Genomic DNA, 17,604 nt, shown 5'->3' with positions numbered 1-17,604 from the left:
AATATGACAATCATCTTTCCGTAAAACGGGATAATTATGGACCGACTCAGCGCGATGGCGCTGCTGGTGAAAATTACCGAGCTCGGCAGCATGTCGGCGGCGGCGCGGGCGTTGAATATGCCGCTGACCACCGTTAGCCGCCAGGTTGGCGAACTGGAAAATACCCTCGGCGTGCGCCTGATGATCCGCACCACCCGCAAGCTGACGCTGACCGATGCCGGCGTCGATTATGTCGCCGCCGCGCGGCGCATTCTCGAAGAGGTGGAGAACGCCGAGCGCCAGGCGGCGGGCGAATATCAGGAGCCAAAAGGCGAGCTGGTTCTCTCGGCGCCGACCATGTTTGGCCGTCAGCATGTTTTACCGGTGGTGACGGATTTTCTCGCCCGTTACCCGCAGATTCGCGTCCGTTTACTGCTTAGCGACCGCAACGCCGATCTGGTGGGCGATCATATTGATTTAGCGGTACGGATCGGCACCCTGCCGGACAGCGGGCTGGTGGCCACCCGGCTGGGCGAGATGCGCATCGTCACCTGTGCGCACCCGGCTTTGCTGGAAAAACACGGCATACCTGAACGCCCGCGCGAACTGGCCGCGCTACCGATCATTCGTATTGAATCGCCAATGCCTTATCGCGGCTGGCGCTTTAACGCCGCAGAGGCGGAGGACCGGCTGGTGGCGCTGCAGCCGGTGCTGTCGCTGACCACGCCGGAGAGCGCCGCCGACGCCGCCCGTCTGGGGGCAGGCGTGGCGCGCCTGCTGCACTACCAGGCGATTGACGGTCTGGCCTGCGGCGAACTGACGCTTTTCCTGCAGGCGATGGAACCGGAACCTGCGCCGGTGCACCTGCTGTACACCTCCCGGGATCTGGCTCCGCTTAAGCTGCGTAAATTCATCGATTTCGCCGCGCCGGCTCTGCGTCAGGCGCTGTTGCGTATCGCCGCCGCCGTCTAGCGCACGCTGGTTTTCAGCGGCGCTTCTTTCAGTAGCCAGGAGAGGGCAAACGCCACCGCCATAATGCAGGCCGCCATCAGAAACGCCGCATGGATAGCGGATCCGAAGGCGTCCAGATAATCGAGGCGGATCTCCGCCGGGAGATTCTGTACCGCCGCCGGGTTCAGCGCCCTCGGCAACTGTGCCCCCTCAGGTAGCAGGCGCTGAAGATTGCTTTGCAGCACGTGGGTAAATACCGCCCCGAACAGCGCCACGCCGATGGAGCCGCCAATCGATCGAAACAGCGTGACCCCGGAGGTCGCCACCCCGTACATCTGCGCGGGCATCGCGTTCTGCACTGCCAGCACCAGCACCTGCATCACCAGTCCCAAACCCGCTCCTAGTACCCCGGTAAACAGATAGAGCTGCCACATCGCGGAGTGGATGGTAATGCGCGTCAGCAGCACCATGCCGACCACCCCCAGCAGGGTGCCGATAATCGGAAACACCCGATACTTACCGGTACGGCTGATAATGCGCCCGCTGATGATTGACGTCAGCAGCAGGCCGCCCATCAGCGGAATCAGCTGCAGGCCCGCCTCGGTCGGCGTCGCTTCTTTAACCACCTGTAAATAGAGCGGCAGAAAGGTCACCGAGCCGAACAGCGCCATGCCGATAACAAAGCCAATCAGGCTGCATAGCAAAAAGCTGCGGTTGCGGAACAAGGAGAGCGGAATAATCGGCTCGCTGGCCAGCCGCTCTTCATGAATAAAGCCGATAATCCCGACCAGGCCGAACGCCAGGATGCACCACAGCTGCGGGTCGCTCCACGCGCGGACGCTGCCGCCCTCGGAGGTAAACAGGATGATGCACAGCAGCGCCATGCTGAGGTAAATCGCCCCCAGCCAGTCGATCTGATGCTGGCTGCGTTTGTTGCTGCTGTGAAAGACCGCGCCGATCACCAGCAGCGCAAACAGCCCAAGCGGCAGGTTGATGTAAAAAATCCAGCGCCAGGAGGCGTGCTGCACCAGGAAGCCGCCGATTAACGGCCCAATTACCGTCGCCAGGCCAAAGACGCCGCCGAACAGGCCCTGATAGCGGCCGCGATGCGCCGGCGGGATAACGTCAGCCACCGCCGCCATGCTGATCACCATCAGGCCGCCGCCGCCGAGCCCCTGCAGAGCGCGCATCAGCACCAGTTGAGTCATATTTTGCGCCAGCCCGCAGAGGGCGGAACCGGCAAGAAACAGCACAATCGCTACCTGCAAGACGATTTTGCGCCCGAAGAGATCGCCGAATTTGCCGTACAGCGGCACCGCGATGGTCGAACTCAGGATGTAGGCGGTGACCACCCAGGAGAGCTTATCCAGTCCGCCGAGCTCGCCGACGATGGTCGGCAGCGCGGTGGAGACAATAGTCTGATCCAGCGCCGAGAGCAGCATCACCAGCAGCAGGGCGCTGAAGAGCAGGCGGATTGAGGGGACCGCCGGTTGGCTGGCGATTTCAGTTGTCATAGCATGACTCGCTTGAAATTAATTAAATGCATAATTAATATTTAGGGAAATGATGAATCTGGTCAAGGGATCGCCACACGATGTCAGCACAAAAAGACAATGAAGCCCCGCGTCGGCCCGGTCGCCCTCGCGGGCAGAAATCCGGCCCCGCCAACCGCGAACAGCTGATGGATATTGCCCTGGCGCTGTTTGCCCGCCACGGGATCGCCCGCATTTCGCTGAACGCCATTGCCAAAGAGGCGGGGGTAACGCCCGCGATGCTGCACTACTACTTCAGCTCGCGCGAAGCGCTGGTGGAAAAGCTGGTCGAAGAGCGCTTTATGCCGCTACGCAGCGAGATCGGACAAATTTTTGTCGCGCACGGCGACGATCCGGTCACCGCTTTTACGCTGCTGATCGAATCCCTGGCGATGATGGCGGAGAAAAACGCGTGGTTCGCGCCGCTGTGGATGCAGGAGATCATCGGCGAGATGCCGGTGCTGCGCCAGCATATGCACGCGCGTTTTGGCGATGAGAAGTACCACAAGATGCTGGAGACGGTGCGCCGCTGGCAGCGGGAGGGCAAGCTTAATCCGGCGCTCTCCCCGGAGCTGCTGTTTACCACCCTGATAAGCCTGGTGCTGGTACCTTTTTCCCGCACCCACACCGATCCGCGGTTGCAATCGGTGGACAGGCAAATGATTGTCAGCCACGCCCTGGCGCTGATAAGCCGCGGGATCGGCGGCTGATTCCCCCCCCCGGCTCGCGCTGCGCTTAGCCGGGCTACAGGTTCACAGCCGTCTGCAATCCGGGGAATACAATCCGGTTCACAGCCGCCATCCGGGAGATACAACCCGCTTCACAGCCGCCTGCGTTCAGATTGCCCGGACAGGCGCATAGCGCCGCCTCCGGGAGGATCTCCTGGGCCTGCTTTACAATACTTTCGATAAATAATGGCGCTGCATACCCGCGTGCGGGAAGTCCGGCAGCGACATCTGCAGCTGATAGCCCAGCTTCTGATAAAACGGCAGCGCCTGGAAGCTGAACGTATCCACCAGCATATGGCTGCAGCCGCGCTCCCGCGCCTGGTTTTCCGCTTCATACATCAGCTCGCTGCCAAGGCCGCTGCCGCGCGACGTTTCGCTGACCCACAGATATTCAATACACAGCCAGCTGCCCTTGCGTTTGGCAATCAATCCCCCGCGCATCTCGCCAGCAGCATCGCGTGAATAAACGCCCAGCTCGCCGAACTGGGCCGGGTCCAGAAAGCGCAGATTGAATTCCCGCAGCCCCGTCAGCAGCTCTTCCTGATCGGCGGGATTAATCTTCTCTGTTATTATTAATGTCATTGATTATCTCCATCTTTTATTTTTCATAGACCACTCACCATCCTACTTTCACAAAATATCCTTTTTTTCTCCATTATTTCCTGACTAAATTCCCTGCACTAAATTTTGTGTAAAAAATCTTCCCATCATTCGGTTCAGACGTATAATGGGAAAAATGAGAACGATCATTCTCAAAAACACAAACCATGGAGAATCCCATGAAAATGCCCTGTAGCTGGCGTCACTCCTCGGTTCAGAGCCTGTAACCGCCGTCTGATACCGTATTCGCCGCACGGGAAACTGTCGGAAAAACCGTTTAATTAATATCGGTATTCGCAGGGTCATTTACTGCAAACAGGAATATTTACTTCCCATTTGGTTATTTGTGCTTGCCCGGAGATGCATCATCGCCCGGCCCATCACCCCGCCAGTAAATTTGCGGGGCGGACGTCGTTCATCCTGAGAAAATATAATGAAATATACTTTAGCCCCCATCGCAGCAGCATTATTTCTCCTTAGCGGGTGCGATAATGCGCAAAACGCTTCCCCGCAGCCGATGACGCAGGAAGTCGGCGTCGTGACCCTGCAAAGCCAGCCTGTCCCGGTGGTGAGCAGCCTGACCGGACGCACCACCGCCTCGCTTAGCGCCGAAGTGCGCCCGCAGGTGGGCGGTATCGTGCAAAAACGCCTGTTTACCGAGGGTGACATGGTCAAAGCCGGGCAGGCGCTATACCAAATCGATCCGTCAAGCTATCGCGCGACGTTTAACGAAGCCGCCGCCTCGCTGAAACAGGCCCAGGCGCTGGTCATCGCCGACTGCCAAAAAGCCCAGCGCTACGCGGTGCTGGTCAAAGATAACGGCGTCTCCCGTCAGGACGCCGATGACGCGATAGCGACCTGTAATCAGGATAAGGCCAGCGTCGAGTCGAAAAAAGCGGCGCTGGAAAGCGCGCGCATCAACCTGAACTGGACCACCGTGACCGCACCGATTGCCGGGCGCATCGGCATCTCTTCCGTCACCCCGGGCGCGCTGGTGTCCGCCGATCAGGATACCGCGCTGGCGACGATCCGCGGACTGGATACGATGTACGTCGATCTCACCCGATCCAGCGTCGATCTGCTGCGCCTGCGTAAGCAAAGCCTGGCAAGCAACAGCGATACCCTTAACGTCACCCTGACTCTTGAAGATGGCAGCACCTATAGCGAAAAAGGTCGCCTGGCACTGACCGAAGTGGCGGTAGATGAATCGACCGGTTCGGTCACGCTGCGCGCGGTCTTTCCCAATCCGCAGCACGTGCTGCTGCCGGGGATGTTCGTTCGCGCCCGCATAGACGAAGGCATCATGAACGGTGCGATTCTCGCCCCGCAGCAGGGCATCACCCGCGATGCCAAAGGCGATGCCACCGCGCTGGTGGTTGACGCTAATAACAAGGTTGAACAGCGCAGCGTGGAAACCGGCGAAACCTACGGCGACAAATGGCTTATCGTCAACGGCCTGAAGAGCGGCGACCGGCTGATTGTCGAAGGGACCAGCAAAGTCGCGCCCGGCCAGCAGGTAAAAGCCGCCGAAGTCAAAAATGACGGAGGCAATGCCTGATGTTTTCCCGTTTCTTCGTGCGCCGCCCGGTCTTCGCCTGGGTTATCGCCATTCTGATTATGCTCGCCGGGATTCTGGCTATCCGCACCCTGCCGGTCGCCCAGTATCCTGACGTCGCCCCGCCGGCGATAAAAATCTCCGCTACCTACACCGGGGCTTCTGCGGAAACCCTGGAAAACAGCGTCACCCAGGTTATCGAGCAGCAGCTCACCGGACTGGACAACCTGCTCTACTTTACGTCCACCAGCAGTTCCGACGGCTCGGTCAGCATTACCGTCACCTTTGAGCAGGGTACCGATCCGGATACCGCCCAGGTTCAGGTGCAGAACAAAGTGCAGCAGGCGGAGTCGCGCCTGCCGAGCGAAGTTCAGCAGTCCGGCGTGACGGTGGAGAAATCGCAGAGCAGCTTCCTGCTGATCCTCGCGGTGTATGACAAAAACAACAAAGCCACCAGCTCCGATATCTCCGACTGGCTGGTCAGCAATATGCAGGACCCGATGGCGCGTATTGAAGGCGTCGGCAGCCTGCAGGTGTTCGGCGCGGAGTACGCCATGCGCATCTGGATGGACCCGACCAAACTGGCCTCCTATTCGCTGATGCCATCCGATGTGCAATCGGCGATAGAGGCGCAGAACGTGCAGGTGTCCGCCGGTAAAATCGGCGCCCTGCCCGCCGCCAACGCGCAGCAGCTGACCGCCACCGTCCGTGCCCAGTCGCGACTGCAAACCGTCGCCCAGTTCAAAGAGATTATCGTCAAGAGCAAGAGCGACGGGTCGGTGGTGCGCCTGAGCGACGTCGCCCGCGTGGAGATGGGCAGCGAAGATTACACCGCCTCCGCCAATCTCAACGGCCACCCGGCTGCGGGGATCGCGGTGATGATGGCGCCGGGCGCTAACGCCCTGAATACCGCGACGCTGGTGAAAAACAAGATTGCCGAGTTCCAGCGCCAGATGCCGCAGGGCTACGATATCGCCTACCCTAAAGACAGCACCGAATTCATCAAAATCTCGGTTGAGGATGTGATTCAGACGCTGTTCGAAGCGATTATCCTCGTGGTCTGCGTGATGTATCTGTTCCTGCAAAACTTCCGCGCCACGCTGATCCCGGCGGTGGCGGTGCCGGTCGTGCTGCTGGGCACCTTCGGCGTGCTGGCGCTGTTCGGCTACTCCATTAACACCCTGACGCTGTTTGCGATGGTGCTGGCAATAGGCTTGCTGGTGGATGACGCCATCGTGGTGGTGGAAAACGTCGAGCGTATCATGCGCGACGAAGGGCTGCCCGCCCGGGAAGCCACCGAAAAATCGATGGGCGAAATCTCCGGCGCGCTGATCGCCATTGCTCTGGTGCTCTCGGCAGTGTTCCTGCCGATGGCCTTCTTCGGCGGCTCAACCGGGGTGATTTATCGCCAGTTCTCGGTGACCATTATCTCGGCGATGATGCTCTCCGTGGTGGTCGCCTTAACCTTAACCCCGGCGCTGTGCGGCGCGCTGCTGAGCCATTCTAAACCGCATACCAAAGGCTTCTTCGGCGCCTTTAACCGCCTGTGGGGACGCACCGAGCAGGGCTATCAGCATCGTGTTGTCGGCGGCCTGCGCCGCTCGGCAATGATGATGGGCGCTTTTGTCCTGATTTGCGGCGGCATGGCGCTGGCAATGTGGAAACTACCCGGCAGCTTCCTGCCGACGGAAGATCAAGGTGAAATCATGGTCCAGTACACGCTGCCCGCCGGGGCGACGGCGGTACGTACCGCCGAGGTTCGCCGCCAGGTCACCGACTGGTTCCTGACGAAAGAGAAAGCCAATACCGACGTGATCTTTACCGTCGACGGCTTTAGCTTTAGCGGCAGCGGACAAAACGCCGGGATGGCCTTCGTGTCGCTGAAAAACTGGTCCGAACGTAAAGGCGAAGAAAATACCGCTCAGGCCATCGCCCTGCGCGCCACCAAAGAGCTCAGCAGCATTCGCGACGCCACCCTGTTCGCCATGACTCCGCCGTCGGTAGATGGCCTGGGGCAGAGTAACGGTTTCACCTTCGAACTGATGGCCAGCGGCGGTACCGATCGCGATAGCCTGATGAAAATGCGCAGCCAGCTGCTGGCGGCGGCGAATCAAAGTACCGAGCTGCAGTCAGTTCGCGCCAACGATCTGCCGCAAATGCCGCAGCTGCAGGTGGATATCGATAACAACAAAGCCGTGTCGCTCGGGCTGTCGCTAAGCGATGTTACCGATACCCTCTCCAGCGCCTGGGGAGGAACCTACGTTAACGATTTTATCGATCGCGGTCGCGTGAAGAAGGTCTATATCCAGGGCGAAAGTGACGCCCGCGCCGTGCCGTCTGACCTCGGTAAATGGTTCGTGCGCGGCAGTGACGACAGCATGACGCCGTTCTCCGCCTTCGCCACCACCCGCTGGCAATACGGCCCGGAAAGCCTGGTGCGCTACAACGGTTCCGCCGCCTTCGAAATCCAGGGCGAAAACGCCAGCGGCTTCAGCTCCGGCGCGGCAATGGACAAGATGGAGGCCTTAGCCAATAACCTGCCCGCCGGCACCACCTGGGCGTGGAGCGGCATGTCGCTGCAGGAAAAACTCGCCAGCGGCCAGGCGATGAGCCTCTACGCTATCTCGATTCTGGTGGTCTTCCTGTGCCTCGCGGCGCTGTATGAGAGCTGGTCGGTGCCGTTCTCGGTGATCATGGTGATCCCGCTTGGGCTGCTCGGCGCGGCGCTGGCGGCGTGGATGCGCGGTCTGAGCAATGACGTTTACTTCCAGGTGGCGCTATTAACCACCATAGGCCTGTCGTCAAAGAACGCCATCCTGATCGTTGAATTCGCCGAATCGGCGGTGGAAGAGGGCTATTCCCTCTCGCGCGCCGCCATGCGCGCCGCGCAGACCCGTTTACGCCCTATTGTGATGACCTCGCTGGCGTTTATCGCCGGGGTACTGCCGCTGGCGATCGCCACCGGAGCCGGGGCCAACAGCCGCGTGGCGATCGGTACCGGGATTATCGGCGGCACCCTGACCGCAACGCTGCTGGCGGTGTTCTTCGTGCCGCTGTTCTTTGTGCTGGTGAAACGTTTCTTCACCCGCCATCGTTCTTCCCAGGAGTAAGTTATGTTTCGTTTTACCTTAATTTTTGTTGCGCTCCTGACGGCGGGCTGCGTCTCTCTCGACCCGCACTATGAACGTCCAGCCGCGCCGGTCCCGGCGACCCTGCCGGGCAGCCACGGCGAGGCAACTGCGGTAGTCAGCGACTGGCAGCAGGTGGTGAATGACGCCCGCCTCAAAAAAGTGGTGAACATCGCGTTGACCAGCAACCGCGACGTGCAGAAAGCGCTGGCCGATATCGAAGCCGCGCGCGCCCAGTTTGGCGAAACCCGCGCCTCGCTGTTTCCGACCCTCGACGCCGAGCTGAGCCATACCCGCAGTAAAACGGTAGCCAGCGGCCTGTCGTCGGCAGCGGAAGCCGACGGCGCGGTCTCCAGCTTCGAACTGGATCTGTTTGGCAAGAATCAAAGCCTGACGCGCGCCGCGCGGGAAACCTGGCTTGCCAGCGAATTCACCGCCCAGAATACACGTCTGACGATGATCGCCGATCTGACCACCGCATGGATAACTCTCGCCGCGGACAACAGCAATCTGGCGCTGGCGCAGGACACCATGGCCAGCGCGGAGAACTCGCGCCGCATCGTCACCCGCCAGATGGAAGTCGGCACCGCCTCGGCAGGCGACCTGAGCGATGCCGAAAGCGTGTACCAGCAGGCGCGCGCCAGCGTCGCCAGCTACCGCACGCTGGTGGCGCAGGACAAAAATGCGCTCAACCTGCTAGCCGGAGAAACCGTGCCGGATAGCTTGCTGCCCGGCACGCTGGAAAGCCTTGGCGATCGCAGCATCACCCTGGTGCCGGCGGGCGTCTCTTCATCGGTACTGCTGCGCCGCCCGGATATCCAGGAAGCGGAGCATAATCTGAAGAGCGCTAACGCCGATATCGGCGCTGCGCGGGCCAATTTCTTCCCGTCCATCTCGCTGACCGCCAGCGCCGGGGTCGGCAGCGACTCGCTCTCGTCGCTGTTCAGCCACGGTATGCAGGTATGGTCATTCGCGCCGTCCATCAGCCTGCCGCTGTTTACCGGCGGTAGCAACCTGGCGCAGCTACGCTACGCTGAAGCGGAGAAAAAGGGGCTGATCGCCACCTATGAGAAAACGATTCAGAGCGCTTTCAAAGATGTCGCCGACGCGCTGGCGCGGCGGGAAACCCTCAGCGAACAGCTGGACGCGCAGAATAAATACGTCGCGGCGGAACAGAAATCGCTGAATATCGCGCTGAAGAGCTATCAGGCCGGGGTCGGAGATTATCTGTCGGTGCTGACCGCCCAGCGAACGCTGTGGTCGGCGCAGGCCACCCTGATATCCCTCCAGCAAACGGACCTGGAAAACCGCATCACCCTCTGGCAGTCGCTGGGAGGCGGCGCCAGCTAACGCCTTTACCGGGCGACAGCGCCCGGTTTGATGACAAGGAGCTCGCTTGTATGTCCCGAATTTCCCTTTCCTGGGTCGTGGTTCTCGGTTTGCTCAGCGCCATTGGGCCGCTGTGTACCGATTTCTATCTTCCCGCGCTGCCGGAAATTACCCAGCAGCTTAGCGCTACCGGCACGCAGACCCAGCTCTCGCTGACCGCGGCGCTGATCGGCCTCGGCCTTGGGCAGCTGTTTTTCGGTCCGCTGAGCGACCGCATTGGTCGTAAAAAGCCGCTGGCGCTCTCTCTGCTGCTGTTTATCTTCTCCTCGGCGATGTGCGCGATAACCTACGACATTCACCTGCTGATCGCCTGGCGATTTCTGCAGGGCTTCGCCGGCGCGGGCGGCTCGGTGCTATCGCGATCCATCGCCCGAGACCGCTATCAGGGCACCCTGCTGACCCAGTTTTTCGCCCTGCTGATGACCGTAAACGGCATCGCGCCGGTGCTTTCACCGGTACTTGGCGGTTGGATCATTACCGCCTTCGACTGGCGTATCCTGTTCTGGGCGATGGCGGCGATCGGCGTAGTGTTACTGCTGCTCAGCCTGACGGTGCTGCACGAAACGCTGCCGGGAAAAAGCGCCGCATCGGTTGCGCAGCGGCAGGATGAAACTCCGGTGCTGAAAAATCGCCGCTTTATGCGCTACTGCCTGATTCAGGCGTTTATGATGGCCGGGCTGTTCTCCTATATCGGCTCGTCTTCGTTCGTTATCCAGAGCGAATATGCCATGAGCGCGATGCAGTTCAGCCTGCTGTTCGGCCTTAACGGTATCGGGCTGATTATCGCGGCGCTGATCTTTTCCCGCCTGGCGCGCCGCTTCAGCGCCGAATCTCTGCTGCGCGGCGGTCAATTGCTGGCGGTGGCGTTTGCCGCCATCACCCTGCTCTTCGCCTGGCTACCGCAGCCGACGCTGGCGCTGGTCGGCCTGTTTTTTACCGTTTCCATGATGAGCGGCATCAGTACCATTGCCGGCTCGGAAGCGATGAATGCTATTAACGCCAGCCAGTCCGGCACCGCTTCCGCCCTGATGGGCACGCTGATGTTTGTGTTCGGCGGGATTGCCGCGCCGCTGGCCGGACTCGGCGGCGAAACGATGCTCAAAATGAGCCTGGCGATGACCCTTTGCTATCTGGCCGCGCTGCTGATTGGCCTGAAAAAACCGCGTTCTGTCGCATAATCTCCTCCGGTGGTAATAAAATATTCCAATTTTATTACCACCATATTTCCCGCCAATGCTGAAATCTCCTATTATCCATTCAACACCAATCGTGATAGCCTTCACATGAAAGGAATAATTAATTCCTTATACTGCCCGCCACTGTGAATGAAGAGGTTCTTATGAGTATCGACCTGAGTAAACTGCTGACCGAGCGCCGCAACGCCAATAGCGCCAACATTGACACCCTTTCCACCGAAGAGATGCTGACGGTGATTAACCAGGAAGACCAGCAGGTGGCTCACGCCATCACCCCTTATCTGGCGCAAATTGCCCAGGTGGTGGATAAGGTCGCGGCGGCACTGCAGGCGGGCGGTCGACTGATTTATATCGGCGCGGGGACCTCTGGTCGTCTGGGGATCCTTGACGCCAGCGAGTGTCCGCCGACCTTTGGCACTCGCCCCGAACAGGTAGTGGGCATCATCGCGGGCGGCCATAAAGCGATTCTGAGCGCCGTAGAGAACGTTGAAGATAACAAAGCGCAAGGGGCAATGGATCTGCAGAATATTAATTTTAGCAGCCGCGATGTGCTGGTGGGGCTCGCGGCCAGCGGACGCACGCCGTTCGTCATCGGCGCCATGGAGTATGCCCACAGCCAGAACGCTTTCGTCGCCATCGTCAGCTGCAACCCGCACGGGGAAATGGCCCAGCTGGCGGACGTCGCCATTACGCCGGTGGTCGGCCCGGAAGTCGTTACCGGCTCAACGCGGCTGAAGGCAGGCACAGCGCAGAAGCTGGTGCTGAATATGATCTCCACCGGGGCGATGATCCGCATCGGTAAGGTCTACAGTAACCTGATGGTGGATGTTGAAGCGACCAACGCCAAGCTTATCGAGCGCCAGGTGTCCATCGTCATGGAAGCGACCGAATGCGATCGCGCAACCGCCCAGAGCGCGCTGGAGGCCTGCGGTCGCCACTGCAAAACGGCGATTGTGATGGTGCTGGCTGATTTAAGCGCCGCCGAGGCCCAGGCGCTGCTGGCAAAAAATAACGGCTACATTCGCAAGGCGCTGAGCCACTCCTGACCGCTGACCAACAGGTAATCTGCAATGGCAAAAATAAATAAAGAGATGATAGCGCGGATCCTTCGACACGTTGGCGGCGCCGGTAACGTCGCGCAGGCGGGCAACTGTATGACCCGGCTACGCCTGACTTTGCGCGATGAATCACGGGCCGATAGCGCCGCCATCCGTCAGATTGAGGGCGTAATGGGGGTTATCGTCAGCGATGAGCAGTTCCAGGTCGTGCTCGGCCCCGGCAAGGCGCAAACCGCGGCTGAAATGATGAATGCGTTACTGGAAGATGCCCCGCCGGATGCGCCATCGCTGGCCGATGTCGCCGCCGAGAAGAAGCAGGCGCTGAAGAACAAGCAAACCAGCGGCATCCAAAAATTCCTCGCTAAATTCGCCACCATCTTCACCCCGCTGATCCCCGGTTTTATCGCCGTCGGCCTGCTGTTAGGGTTCGCCACCCTGGCGGAGCAGATATTTGTCCTCGAAAACGCGCATCCGAACGCGACGATGGTGGCGCTGATCGGCTACATGAAAGTGTTCAGCAAGGGGATGTTTACCTTCCTGAGCATCCTGATCGGCTATAACGCCCAGAAAGCCTTCGGCGGCTCCGGGGTCAACGGGGCCATCATCGCTGCGCTGTTTGTCCTCGGCTATAACCCGGAGGCTACCAGCGGCTTCTATTCCGGAATTTCGACCTTCTTCGGCCACGGTATCGACCCGCGCGGCAATATTATCGGCGTGCTTATCGCCGCGATTATCGGCGCATGGGTGGAACGACAGGTACGCCGCATCATGCCTGCCAACCTCGATATGATCCTCACCTCGGCGGTGACGCTGCTGATCATGGGCGCGATCACCTTTACCGTCATAATGCCTATCGGCGGCTGGCTGTTTACCGGAATGTCATGGCTATTCCTGCACCTTAACGGTAACCCGTTCGGCTCTGCGGTGCTGGCCGGCCTGTTCCTGCTGGCGGTGATGTTCGGCGTCCATCAGGGCTTCGTGCCGGTCTATTTTGCGCTGGTGGATGCGCAGGGGTTTAACTCGCTGTTTCCGATTCTGGCGATGGCCGGGGCCGGACAGGTCGGCGCGGCGTTGGCGCTGTTCTGGCGGGCGAAGCACGGCTCTCTGCTGCGTACGCAGATTAAAGGGGCGATTATCCCCGGCTTCCTCGGCATCGGCGAACCGCTGATTTATGGCGTCACGCTGCCGCGCATGAAGCCGTTTATCACCGCCTGCCTCGGCGGCGCCTGCGGCGGTTTCTTTCTCGGGCTTATCGCCTGGCTGGGGCTACCGGTCGGCCTGAATACGGTATTTGGCCCTTCCGGGCTGGTGGCACTGCCGCTGATGACCTCCAACAGCGGGATCTACGCCGGAATGGCGGTGTATGCCGCAGGGCTGGCGGTCTCTTATCTGTGCGGCTTCGCTCTGACCTGGCTGTTCGGCAGTAAAAACGTTGATTTGAGCTAAGAGGCGCGTCTGGCGCACGGCGGTAAACGTGAGTTTATTCGCCACATGGCGGGAGGCAATGACGCCCCATGCTGAATATTTTTTGCACGTGGCGCCGCGTTTCTGTCTGCCCGGTCAGGCGCCAGCCGCCGCCGGGCAACGTCGGCCAGGGTACACATCTGATAAAGGATCCAGCGACCATTTCCTGCCCCGCTTCCCACACGTGCTCATGCTATGATACTGCTTTCGCACTATTTTCACCTGAGGGAAAGATGGGCTCCAGCAAAAAAGGGATGCTGAACGTACTGATCGCCGCCGTGCTGTGGGGCAGTTCCGGCGTCTGCGCGCAATATATTATGCAGCAAAGCCAGATGTCATCGCCGTTTCTGACCATGACGCGCCTGTTGTTCGCCGGCCTGATCCTTCTGATGCTCTCGTTCTTCCACGGCGATAAGATCTTCCGCGTCCTGCAAAACCGTAAAGACGCCGTCAGTCTGCTGATCTTTTCGCTGTTCGGCGCGCTCACCGTGCAGTACACCTTTCTGATGACTATCGAGCAATCCAACGCCGCCACCGCGACGGTGCTGCAGTTTCTGTCGCCGACGATTATCGTCGCCTGGTTTGCCATCGCCCGCAAAACGCGCCCCAGCCCGCTGGTGCTGGCGGCCATCGGCACCTCGCTGGCGGGCACTTTTCTGCTGGTGACCCACGGCAACCCAACGACGCTGTCGATTTCCCCCACGGCGCTGTTCTGGGGGATTGCTTCAGCGTTTGCCGCTGCTTTTTATACGACTTACCCTTCGACGCTGATTGCCCGCTACGGTACGCTGCCGATTGTCGGCTGGAGCATGCTGCTCGGCGGCGCGATGCTGCTGCCGTTCTACGCCGGACAGGGCAACCATTTTGTGGTGACCGGCGGCCTGCTGCTGGCCTTTTTCTACCTGGTGGTCATCGGCACCTCGCTGACCTTTAGCCTCTACCTGAACGGCGCGCAGAAGATTGGCGGCGCGAAGGCGGGGATCCTCAGCTGCGCGGAGCCGTTGAGCAGCGCTCTGCTCTCTCTGCTGCTGCTCGGCATCACCTTTACCCTCCCGGACTGGCTGGGCACGCTGCTGATTCTCTCGTCGGTGGTGCTGATCGCCATGGATTCGCGGCGGCGGGTTAAAACGGCCTGAGGATTATCGGGCAGGAGATGCTGCGACCTGCGTTTGCAGCATCTTCAGGTCGTCATCCGACAGCTCACAAACCACCTGCACCAGCTCGCGCTCAAATCCCTGTTCCAGACATGAACGAGCAATACGCAATGCCTCTTCTCGTTTACCTTCCTGAAATCCTTCATAAAACTCCAGGTATAATTCCAACAGATATCCCAGTAAATACTCAGGTTGTAACTCCTGTGGTATCTCTTCCAGCGGTAGTCTCTCTACAATCGTCATTAATTTTCCCCCATTTTGAGGGATGCATCCTGGAATGCATTCAGATCATCATCCGAGAGCCCAATAGTCATCCGTACCAGCTCGCGCTCAAACCCCTGCTCCAGAAGTGAACGGGCAATACGCAACGCTTCTTCTTGTCTACCCTCTTGTTTACCTTCTAACTTGCCCTCCAACTTGCCTTCTTGTCTCCCTTCCTGCCGTAGCCTTTCCGCAATCGTCATGAATACCTCCTTATGTTGAGGAACGCGCCGCTCGACCTCGTGAAGAAATTCACCAAAATGAGGCGCATCGCCACACTGCAGCATGTAATTAAACAGCGCTTTCAACTGGCTGTCATTAGCGCAACCTTTAACCAACAGCTCTGCTAATTGCTCCACCAGGCCAAGTAAATCGCGCTGGCGAATGTGCTTTTGAATCAGCTCCAGCAGCGCCACACGCCGGTTCTGCATGATCTCGTCATCCGGCACCACCGTAATATCCACCAGCGGGAAAGCGGCGGCATAGATCCGCCGCGCGGCCTCCGTATCGGCAAACTCATCCAGCCAGCACAGCGAGAAAGGATAGGGGCTTTTCGCGCCGTGATAGAACAGCATCGGCACCACCAGCGGCAGCGTTTTGTGCCCGGCGTCCAGATGACGCTGCATCGCCGCCAGCGCGTAGCGCATCAGCCTGAATGCCATATGCGCTTCCGGCGTGCTCTGATGTTCAATTACCACGTAGATATAGCCGTCACCGTCGCGGGTTTTCAGCGACCACAGTACGTCGGAGTAGCTTGCGCGCAAATCGGCCTCAATAAAGCTGCCGGACTCCAGCTTAAGCGTTTGCAGGTCGCACAGCTGGCGCAGCGAAGCGGGAAGATGAATCTCGATAAAATCCCTTGCGCACTCGGGATGCGATAAAAACTGTTTAAAAACCGCATCGTGCGGCGTCGAGGTCGTTCCTTTTTTCGTCATGGTCCGCCATCCCTGAAACGCGATGGCTGGAATATATCCATCATCGCGACGCCGGGCATCTGCGCATCAACGGCTTTGCTTGCCGCTACGGAAGATAAATTTCAGCGACTGAAACAGATACATTCCTGCGGAAAGCGACACGCAAAAATGTTGATTCAGGAATGCGTCTATAGTTAGAGGAACGCTTTAATAAAAATAAGGATATCCGTGATGACGAGAATGAAAATTGCGCTTTTGCTGGCCGTCTGTCTGGTGCTCCCCAGCGTGGCGACAGCCGCACCGCTCTCCGGGCTGAAGTTTGAACAGCAAAAGCAGCAGATAGTGAAGGATGTGAGGAAAAACTGCCCTGCCAGCAGCGCGCTGGACGATACGCAGTTTGCTAACCGCGTACTGGAATCAGCGGAAAATAAGACTGCCGTACAAAGCGCGACGCGGGCGCTGGATAAAAACAACAGCGCCGCTTACCAGAAGGCCATTAGCGGCATTACTTGCCCCATGCCCTAGCGCCGGTTGCGGGGGAGCGCCATCAACGGTTCGGAATGATCAAATCCCCGCGCAGCGGGCTGCTGCCGAGCATTTGCGTCTTCTCGGTCAGCCAGTTAACGATCTGGCTGGCCATCGCGTCCATTGAATATTCTATCGCCGGAATAGTCGGAATACCGGGCAGCTGTAACGAGCCCGCAAGGCTGAACACCATGACTTTTTCCGGCACCGCACGATTAAACGCCTGGAGCTGCGGCACCACCAGTTGCGCCTGCTGCTCGTTGGCCACCAATAATGCATTAAAATTCAGGGTAGTTGCGTTGTTTACCAGCTCCTGCACCGCCACGGATGGCGAATGACTGTCGAGAAAAACCAGGTTGCGATTGAACGGCAGAAAATTCTTTTCCAGCGCATGCTTATAGCCCAGCAGAACCTGGTCAGCAAAGCCGCTGGCCTGGGGATGGATTAGCGCAATCTGGCGCCGCCCCTGGCTTATCAGATAGTTGCAGGCCGTTTCCGCCGCGAAGGCGTGGTCAAACTGAATGCTATTCGTTCCGTCGCTTTCCAGGCAGTCAATCAGTACCACGTCGGGCCGGTCGATATTGAGCGGAAACCGCGCGCCGATGATTAACACATTATCGCAAAGGCCGCAGGTCAACTCTTCCAGCGAATGCAGCACTCTGTCGCGGCTGTTGGCAAAACGCAGCAGCAGATGCTTCTGGTGCTGGCTGAGCTGTTTTTCCAGCGCGTAGAGATAGCTGGTGGTTTGATTTATGTTGTCCTGGGCGCAAATGACGCCGATGCAGCCAGTGGTCTGACTCAGCAAAGATTGCGCTATCATATTCGGCCGGTAGTTAAGCTCTTCCGCCGCCTGCAGTACCGCCTGTCGGCTGGCTTCCTTTACGCCGCGCGAACCGCTCAACACCCGAGAGACTGTGGCTTTAGACACCCCAGCTAACCGCGATACATCGTTGATTGTAGACATTATTTTCCCCTGACAGGGCCAATCCGATCCCTGTAAATCCTTAAACCTGAATCGCTTCAATAATCACCAGCGGCAGTATATCCGTTTCCCTTTTTATTTGGAAACCGATTTTCCGTTTCATGGAAAATCGTAGCAAAAACCAGGAAAATTTGTGAGCAAAATCTAATTAACAGCCCCTTTGACTGACAGATCTTGATGGTTATCAC

The 17,604-nt window shown here is 59.0% G+C and carries 15 protein-coding genes; 10 read left to right on the top strand and 5 right to left on the bottom strand.

Annotated elements, in window-relative coordinates; translation table 11 throughout:
• The first annotated feature begins 36 nt into the window (after nt 1-36).
• Nucleotides 37-951 carry a LysR family transcriptional regulator gene (locus tag EGY08_RS15415; protein WP_123828638.1) on the top strand — a complete coding sequence of 305 codons (915 nt, stop codon included), beginning with the start codon at nt 37-39 and terminating at the stop codon, nt 949-951.
• Here EGY08_RS15415 and EGY08_RS15410 read toward each other — a convergent pair.
• Entirely contained in the window at nt 948-2,444 is a 1,497-nt protein-coding gene (locus EGY08_RS15410; protein ID WP_004126784.1) for an MDR family MFS transporter, read from the bottom strand. The genes EGY08_RS15415 and EGY08_RS15410 overlap by 4 nt on opposite strands.
• A gap of 80 nt (nt 2,445-2,524) precedes the next feature.
• Between EGY08_RS15410 and EGY08_RS15405 the strand changes: the two genes are divergently transcribed.
• Nucleotides 2,525-3,172 carry a TetR/AcrR family transcriptional regulator gene (locus EGY08_RS15405; protein ID WP_123828637.1) on the top strand — a complete coding sequence of 216 codons (648 nt, stop codon included), beginning with the start codon at nt 2,525-2,527 and terminating at the stop codon, nt 3,170-3,172.
• Between the two features lie 183 nt (nt 3,173-3,355).
• Here the strand turns inward: EGY08_RS15405 and EGY08_RS15400 are convergent, their stop codons facing one another.
• On the bottom strand, nt 3,356-3,772 hold the full coding sequence (locus EGY08_RS15400; RefSeq protein ID WP_123828636.1) for a GNAT family N-acetyltransferase: 417 nt from the start codon (nt 3,770-3,772) through the stop codon (nt 3,356-3,358).
• 451 nt (nt 3,773-4,223) lie between these two features.
• Between EGY08_RS15400 and EGY08_RS15395 the strand changes: the two genes are divergently transcribed.
• The 7 genes from EGY08_RS15395 (at nt 4,224) to EGY08_RS15365 (ending at nt 14,716) form a co-directional block, all read left to right on the top strand.
• Nucleotides 4,224-5,348, top strand: coding sequence for an efflux RND transporter periplasmic adaptor subunit (locus tag EGY08_RS15395; protein WP_004126787.1), 1,125 nt, complete (start codon nt 4,224-4,226; stop codon nt 5,346-5,348).
• Nucleotides 5,348-8,455 (top strand): multidrug efflux RND transporter permease subunit EefB, encoded by a 3,108-nt coding sequence (gene eefB, locus EGY08_RS15390; RefSeq protein WP_123828635.1) that lies wholly within the window; start codon nt 5,348-5,350, stop codon nt 8,453-8,455. The genes EGY08_RS15395 and eefB overlap by 1 nt, the downstream gene beginning before the upstream one ends.
• 3 nt (nt 8,456-8,458) lie before the next feature.
• Nucleotides 8,459-9,823: an efflux transporter outer membrane subunit gene (locus EGY08_RS15385; RefSeq protein WP_004126797.1), complete on the top strand. Its 1,365-nt coding sequence runs from the start codon at nt 8,459-8,461 to the stop codon at nt 9,821-9,823.
• A gap of 50 nt (nt 9,824-9,873) precedes the next feature.
• The gene (locus EGY08_RS15380) at nt 9,874-11,040 is read left to right on the top strand and encodes a multidrug effflux MFS transporter (protein WP_004126800.1); all 1,167 of its coding nucleotides are present in this window, start codon (nt 9,874-9,876) and stop codon (nt 11,038-11,040) included.
• Between the two features lie 161 nt (nt 11,041-11,201).
• Entirely contained in the window at nt 11,202-12,104 is a 903-nt protein-coding gene (gene murQ / locus EGY08_RS15375) for an N-acetylmuramic acid 6-phosphate etherase (protein WP_004126810.1), read from the top strand.
• A 24-nt stretch (nt 12,105-12,128) separates the two neighbouring features.
• Entirely contained in the window at nt 12,129-13,562 is a 1,434-nt protein-coding gene (gene murP, locus EGY08_RS15370; RefSeq protein WP_112166081.1) for a PTS N-acetylmuramic acid transporter subunit IIBC, read from the top strand.
• A 251-nt stretch (nt 13,563-13,813) separates the two neighbouring features.
• Nucleotides 13,814-14,716, top strand: a complete 903-nt coding sequence (locus EGY08_RS15365) for an EamA family transporter (RefSeq protein ID WP_004126812.1) — start codon at nt 13,814-13,816, stop codon at nt 14,714-14,716.
• Nucleotides 14,717-14,719: 3 nt separating this feature from the next.
• On the opposite strand, the gene EGY08_RS15360 is transcribed toward EGY08_RS15365, so the two are convergent.
• Complete coding sequence (locus EGY08_RS15360) at nt 14,720-14,977, bottom strand: hypothetical protein (RefSeq protein WP_004126815.1); 258 nt, start codon at nt 14,975-14,977, stop codon at nt 14,720-14,722.
• The gene (locus EGY08_RS15355; protein WP_123828634.1) at nt 14,977-15,930 is read right to left on the bottom strand and encodes an Rpn family recombination-promoting nuclease/putative transposase; all 954 of its coding nucleotides are present in this window, start codon (nt 15,928-15,930) and stop codon (nt 14,977-14,979) included. Before EGY08_RS15355 ends, EGY08_RS15360 begins: the two co-directional genes overlap by 1 nt.
• Nucleotides 15,931-16,140: 210 nt before the next feature.
• Here EGY08_RS15355 and EGY08_RS15350 point away from each other — a divergent pair, with 210 nt between their 5' ends.
• Entirely contained in the window at nt 16,141-16,434 is a 294-nt protein-coding gene (locus tag EGY08_RS15350; RefSeq protein ID WP_112166084.1) for a YicS family protein, read from the top strand.
• A 22-nt stretch (nt 16,435-16,456) separates the two neighbouring features.
• On the opposite strand, the gene EGY08_RS15345 is transcribed toward EGY08_RS15350, so the two are convergent.
• Nucleotides 16,457-17,398 carry a LacI family DNA-binding transcriptional regulator gene (locus EGY08_RS15345; RefSeq protein ID WP_049115969.1) on the bottom strand — a complete coding sequence of 314 codons (942 nt, stop codon included), beginning with the start codon at nt 17,396-17,398 and terminating at the stop codon, nt 16,457-16,459.
• Nucleotides 17,399-17,604 lie beyond the last annotated feature (206 nt).

It is taken from the genome of Klebsiella sp. FDAARGOS_511, assembly GCF_003812845.1.
Lineage (GTDB): Bacteria > Pseudomonadota > Gammaproteobacteria > Enterobacterales > Enterobacteriaceae > Klebsiella > Klebsiella grimontii.
This window is presented reverse-complemented; position numbering and strand designations above follow the sequence as displayed.

Bases quoted from the DNA above. Each gene is read 5' to 3' on its own strand.
- EGY08_RS15415 (WP_123828638.1), top strand. From the start codon at position 37: ATGGACCGACTCAGCGCGATGGCGCTGCTGGTGAAAATTACCGAGCTC.
- EGY08_RS15410 (WP_004126784.1), bottom strand. From the start codon at position 2,444: ATGACAACTGAAATCGCCAGCCAACCGGCGGTCCCCTCAATCCGCCTG.
- EGY08_RS15405 (WP_123828637.1), top strand. From the start codon at position 2,525: ATGTCAGCACAAAAAGACAATGAAGCCCCGCGTCGGCCCGGTCGCCCT.
- EGY08_RS15400 (WP_123828636.1), bottom strand. From the start codon at position 3,772: ATGACATTAATAATAACAGAGAAGATTAATCCCGCCGATCAGGAAGAG.
- EGY08_RS15395 (WP_004126787.1), top strand. From the start codon at position 4,224: ATGAAATATACTTTAGCCCCCATCGCAGCAGCATTATTTCTCCTTAGC.
- eefB (WP_123828635.1), top strand. From the start codon at position 5,348: ATGTTTTCCCGTTTCTTCGTGCGCCGCCCGGTCTTCGCCTGGGTTATC.
- EGY08_RS15385 (WP_004126797.1), top strand. From the start codon at position 8,459: ATGTTTCGTTTTACCTTAATTTTTGTTGCGCTCCTGACGGCGGGCTGC.
- EGY08_RS15380 (WP_004126800.1), top strand. From the start codon at position 9,874: ATGTCCCGAATTTCCCTTTCCTGGGTCGTGGTTCTCGGTTTGCTCAGC.
- murQ (WP_004126810.1), top strand. From the start codon at position 11,202: ATGAGTATCGACCTGAGTAAACTGCTGACCGAGCGCCGCAACGCCAAT.
- murP (WP_112166081.1), top strand. From the start codon at position 12,129: ATGGCAAAAATAAATAAAGAGATGATAGCGCGGATCCTTCGACACGTT.
- EGY08_RS15365 (WP_004126812.1), top strand. From the start codon at position 13,814: ATGGGCTCCAGCAAAAAAGGGATGCTGAACGTACTGATCGCCGCCGTG.
- EGY08_RS15360 (WP_004126815.1), bottom strand. From the start codon at position 14,977: ATGACGATTGTAGAGAGACTACCGCTGGAAGAGATACCACAGGAGTTA.
- EGY08_RS15355 (WP_123828634.1), bottom strand. From the start codon at position 15,930: ATGACGAAAAAAGGAACGACCTCGACGCCGCACGATGCGGTTTTTAAA.
- EGY08_RS15350 (WP_112166084.1), top strand. From the start codon at position 16,141: ATGACGAGAATGAAAATTGCGCTTTTGCTGGCCGTCTGTCTGGTGCTC.
- EGY08_RS15345 (WP_049115969.1), bottom strand. From the start codon at position 17,398: ATGTCTACAATCAACGATGTATCGCGGTTAGCTGGGGTGTCTAAAGCC.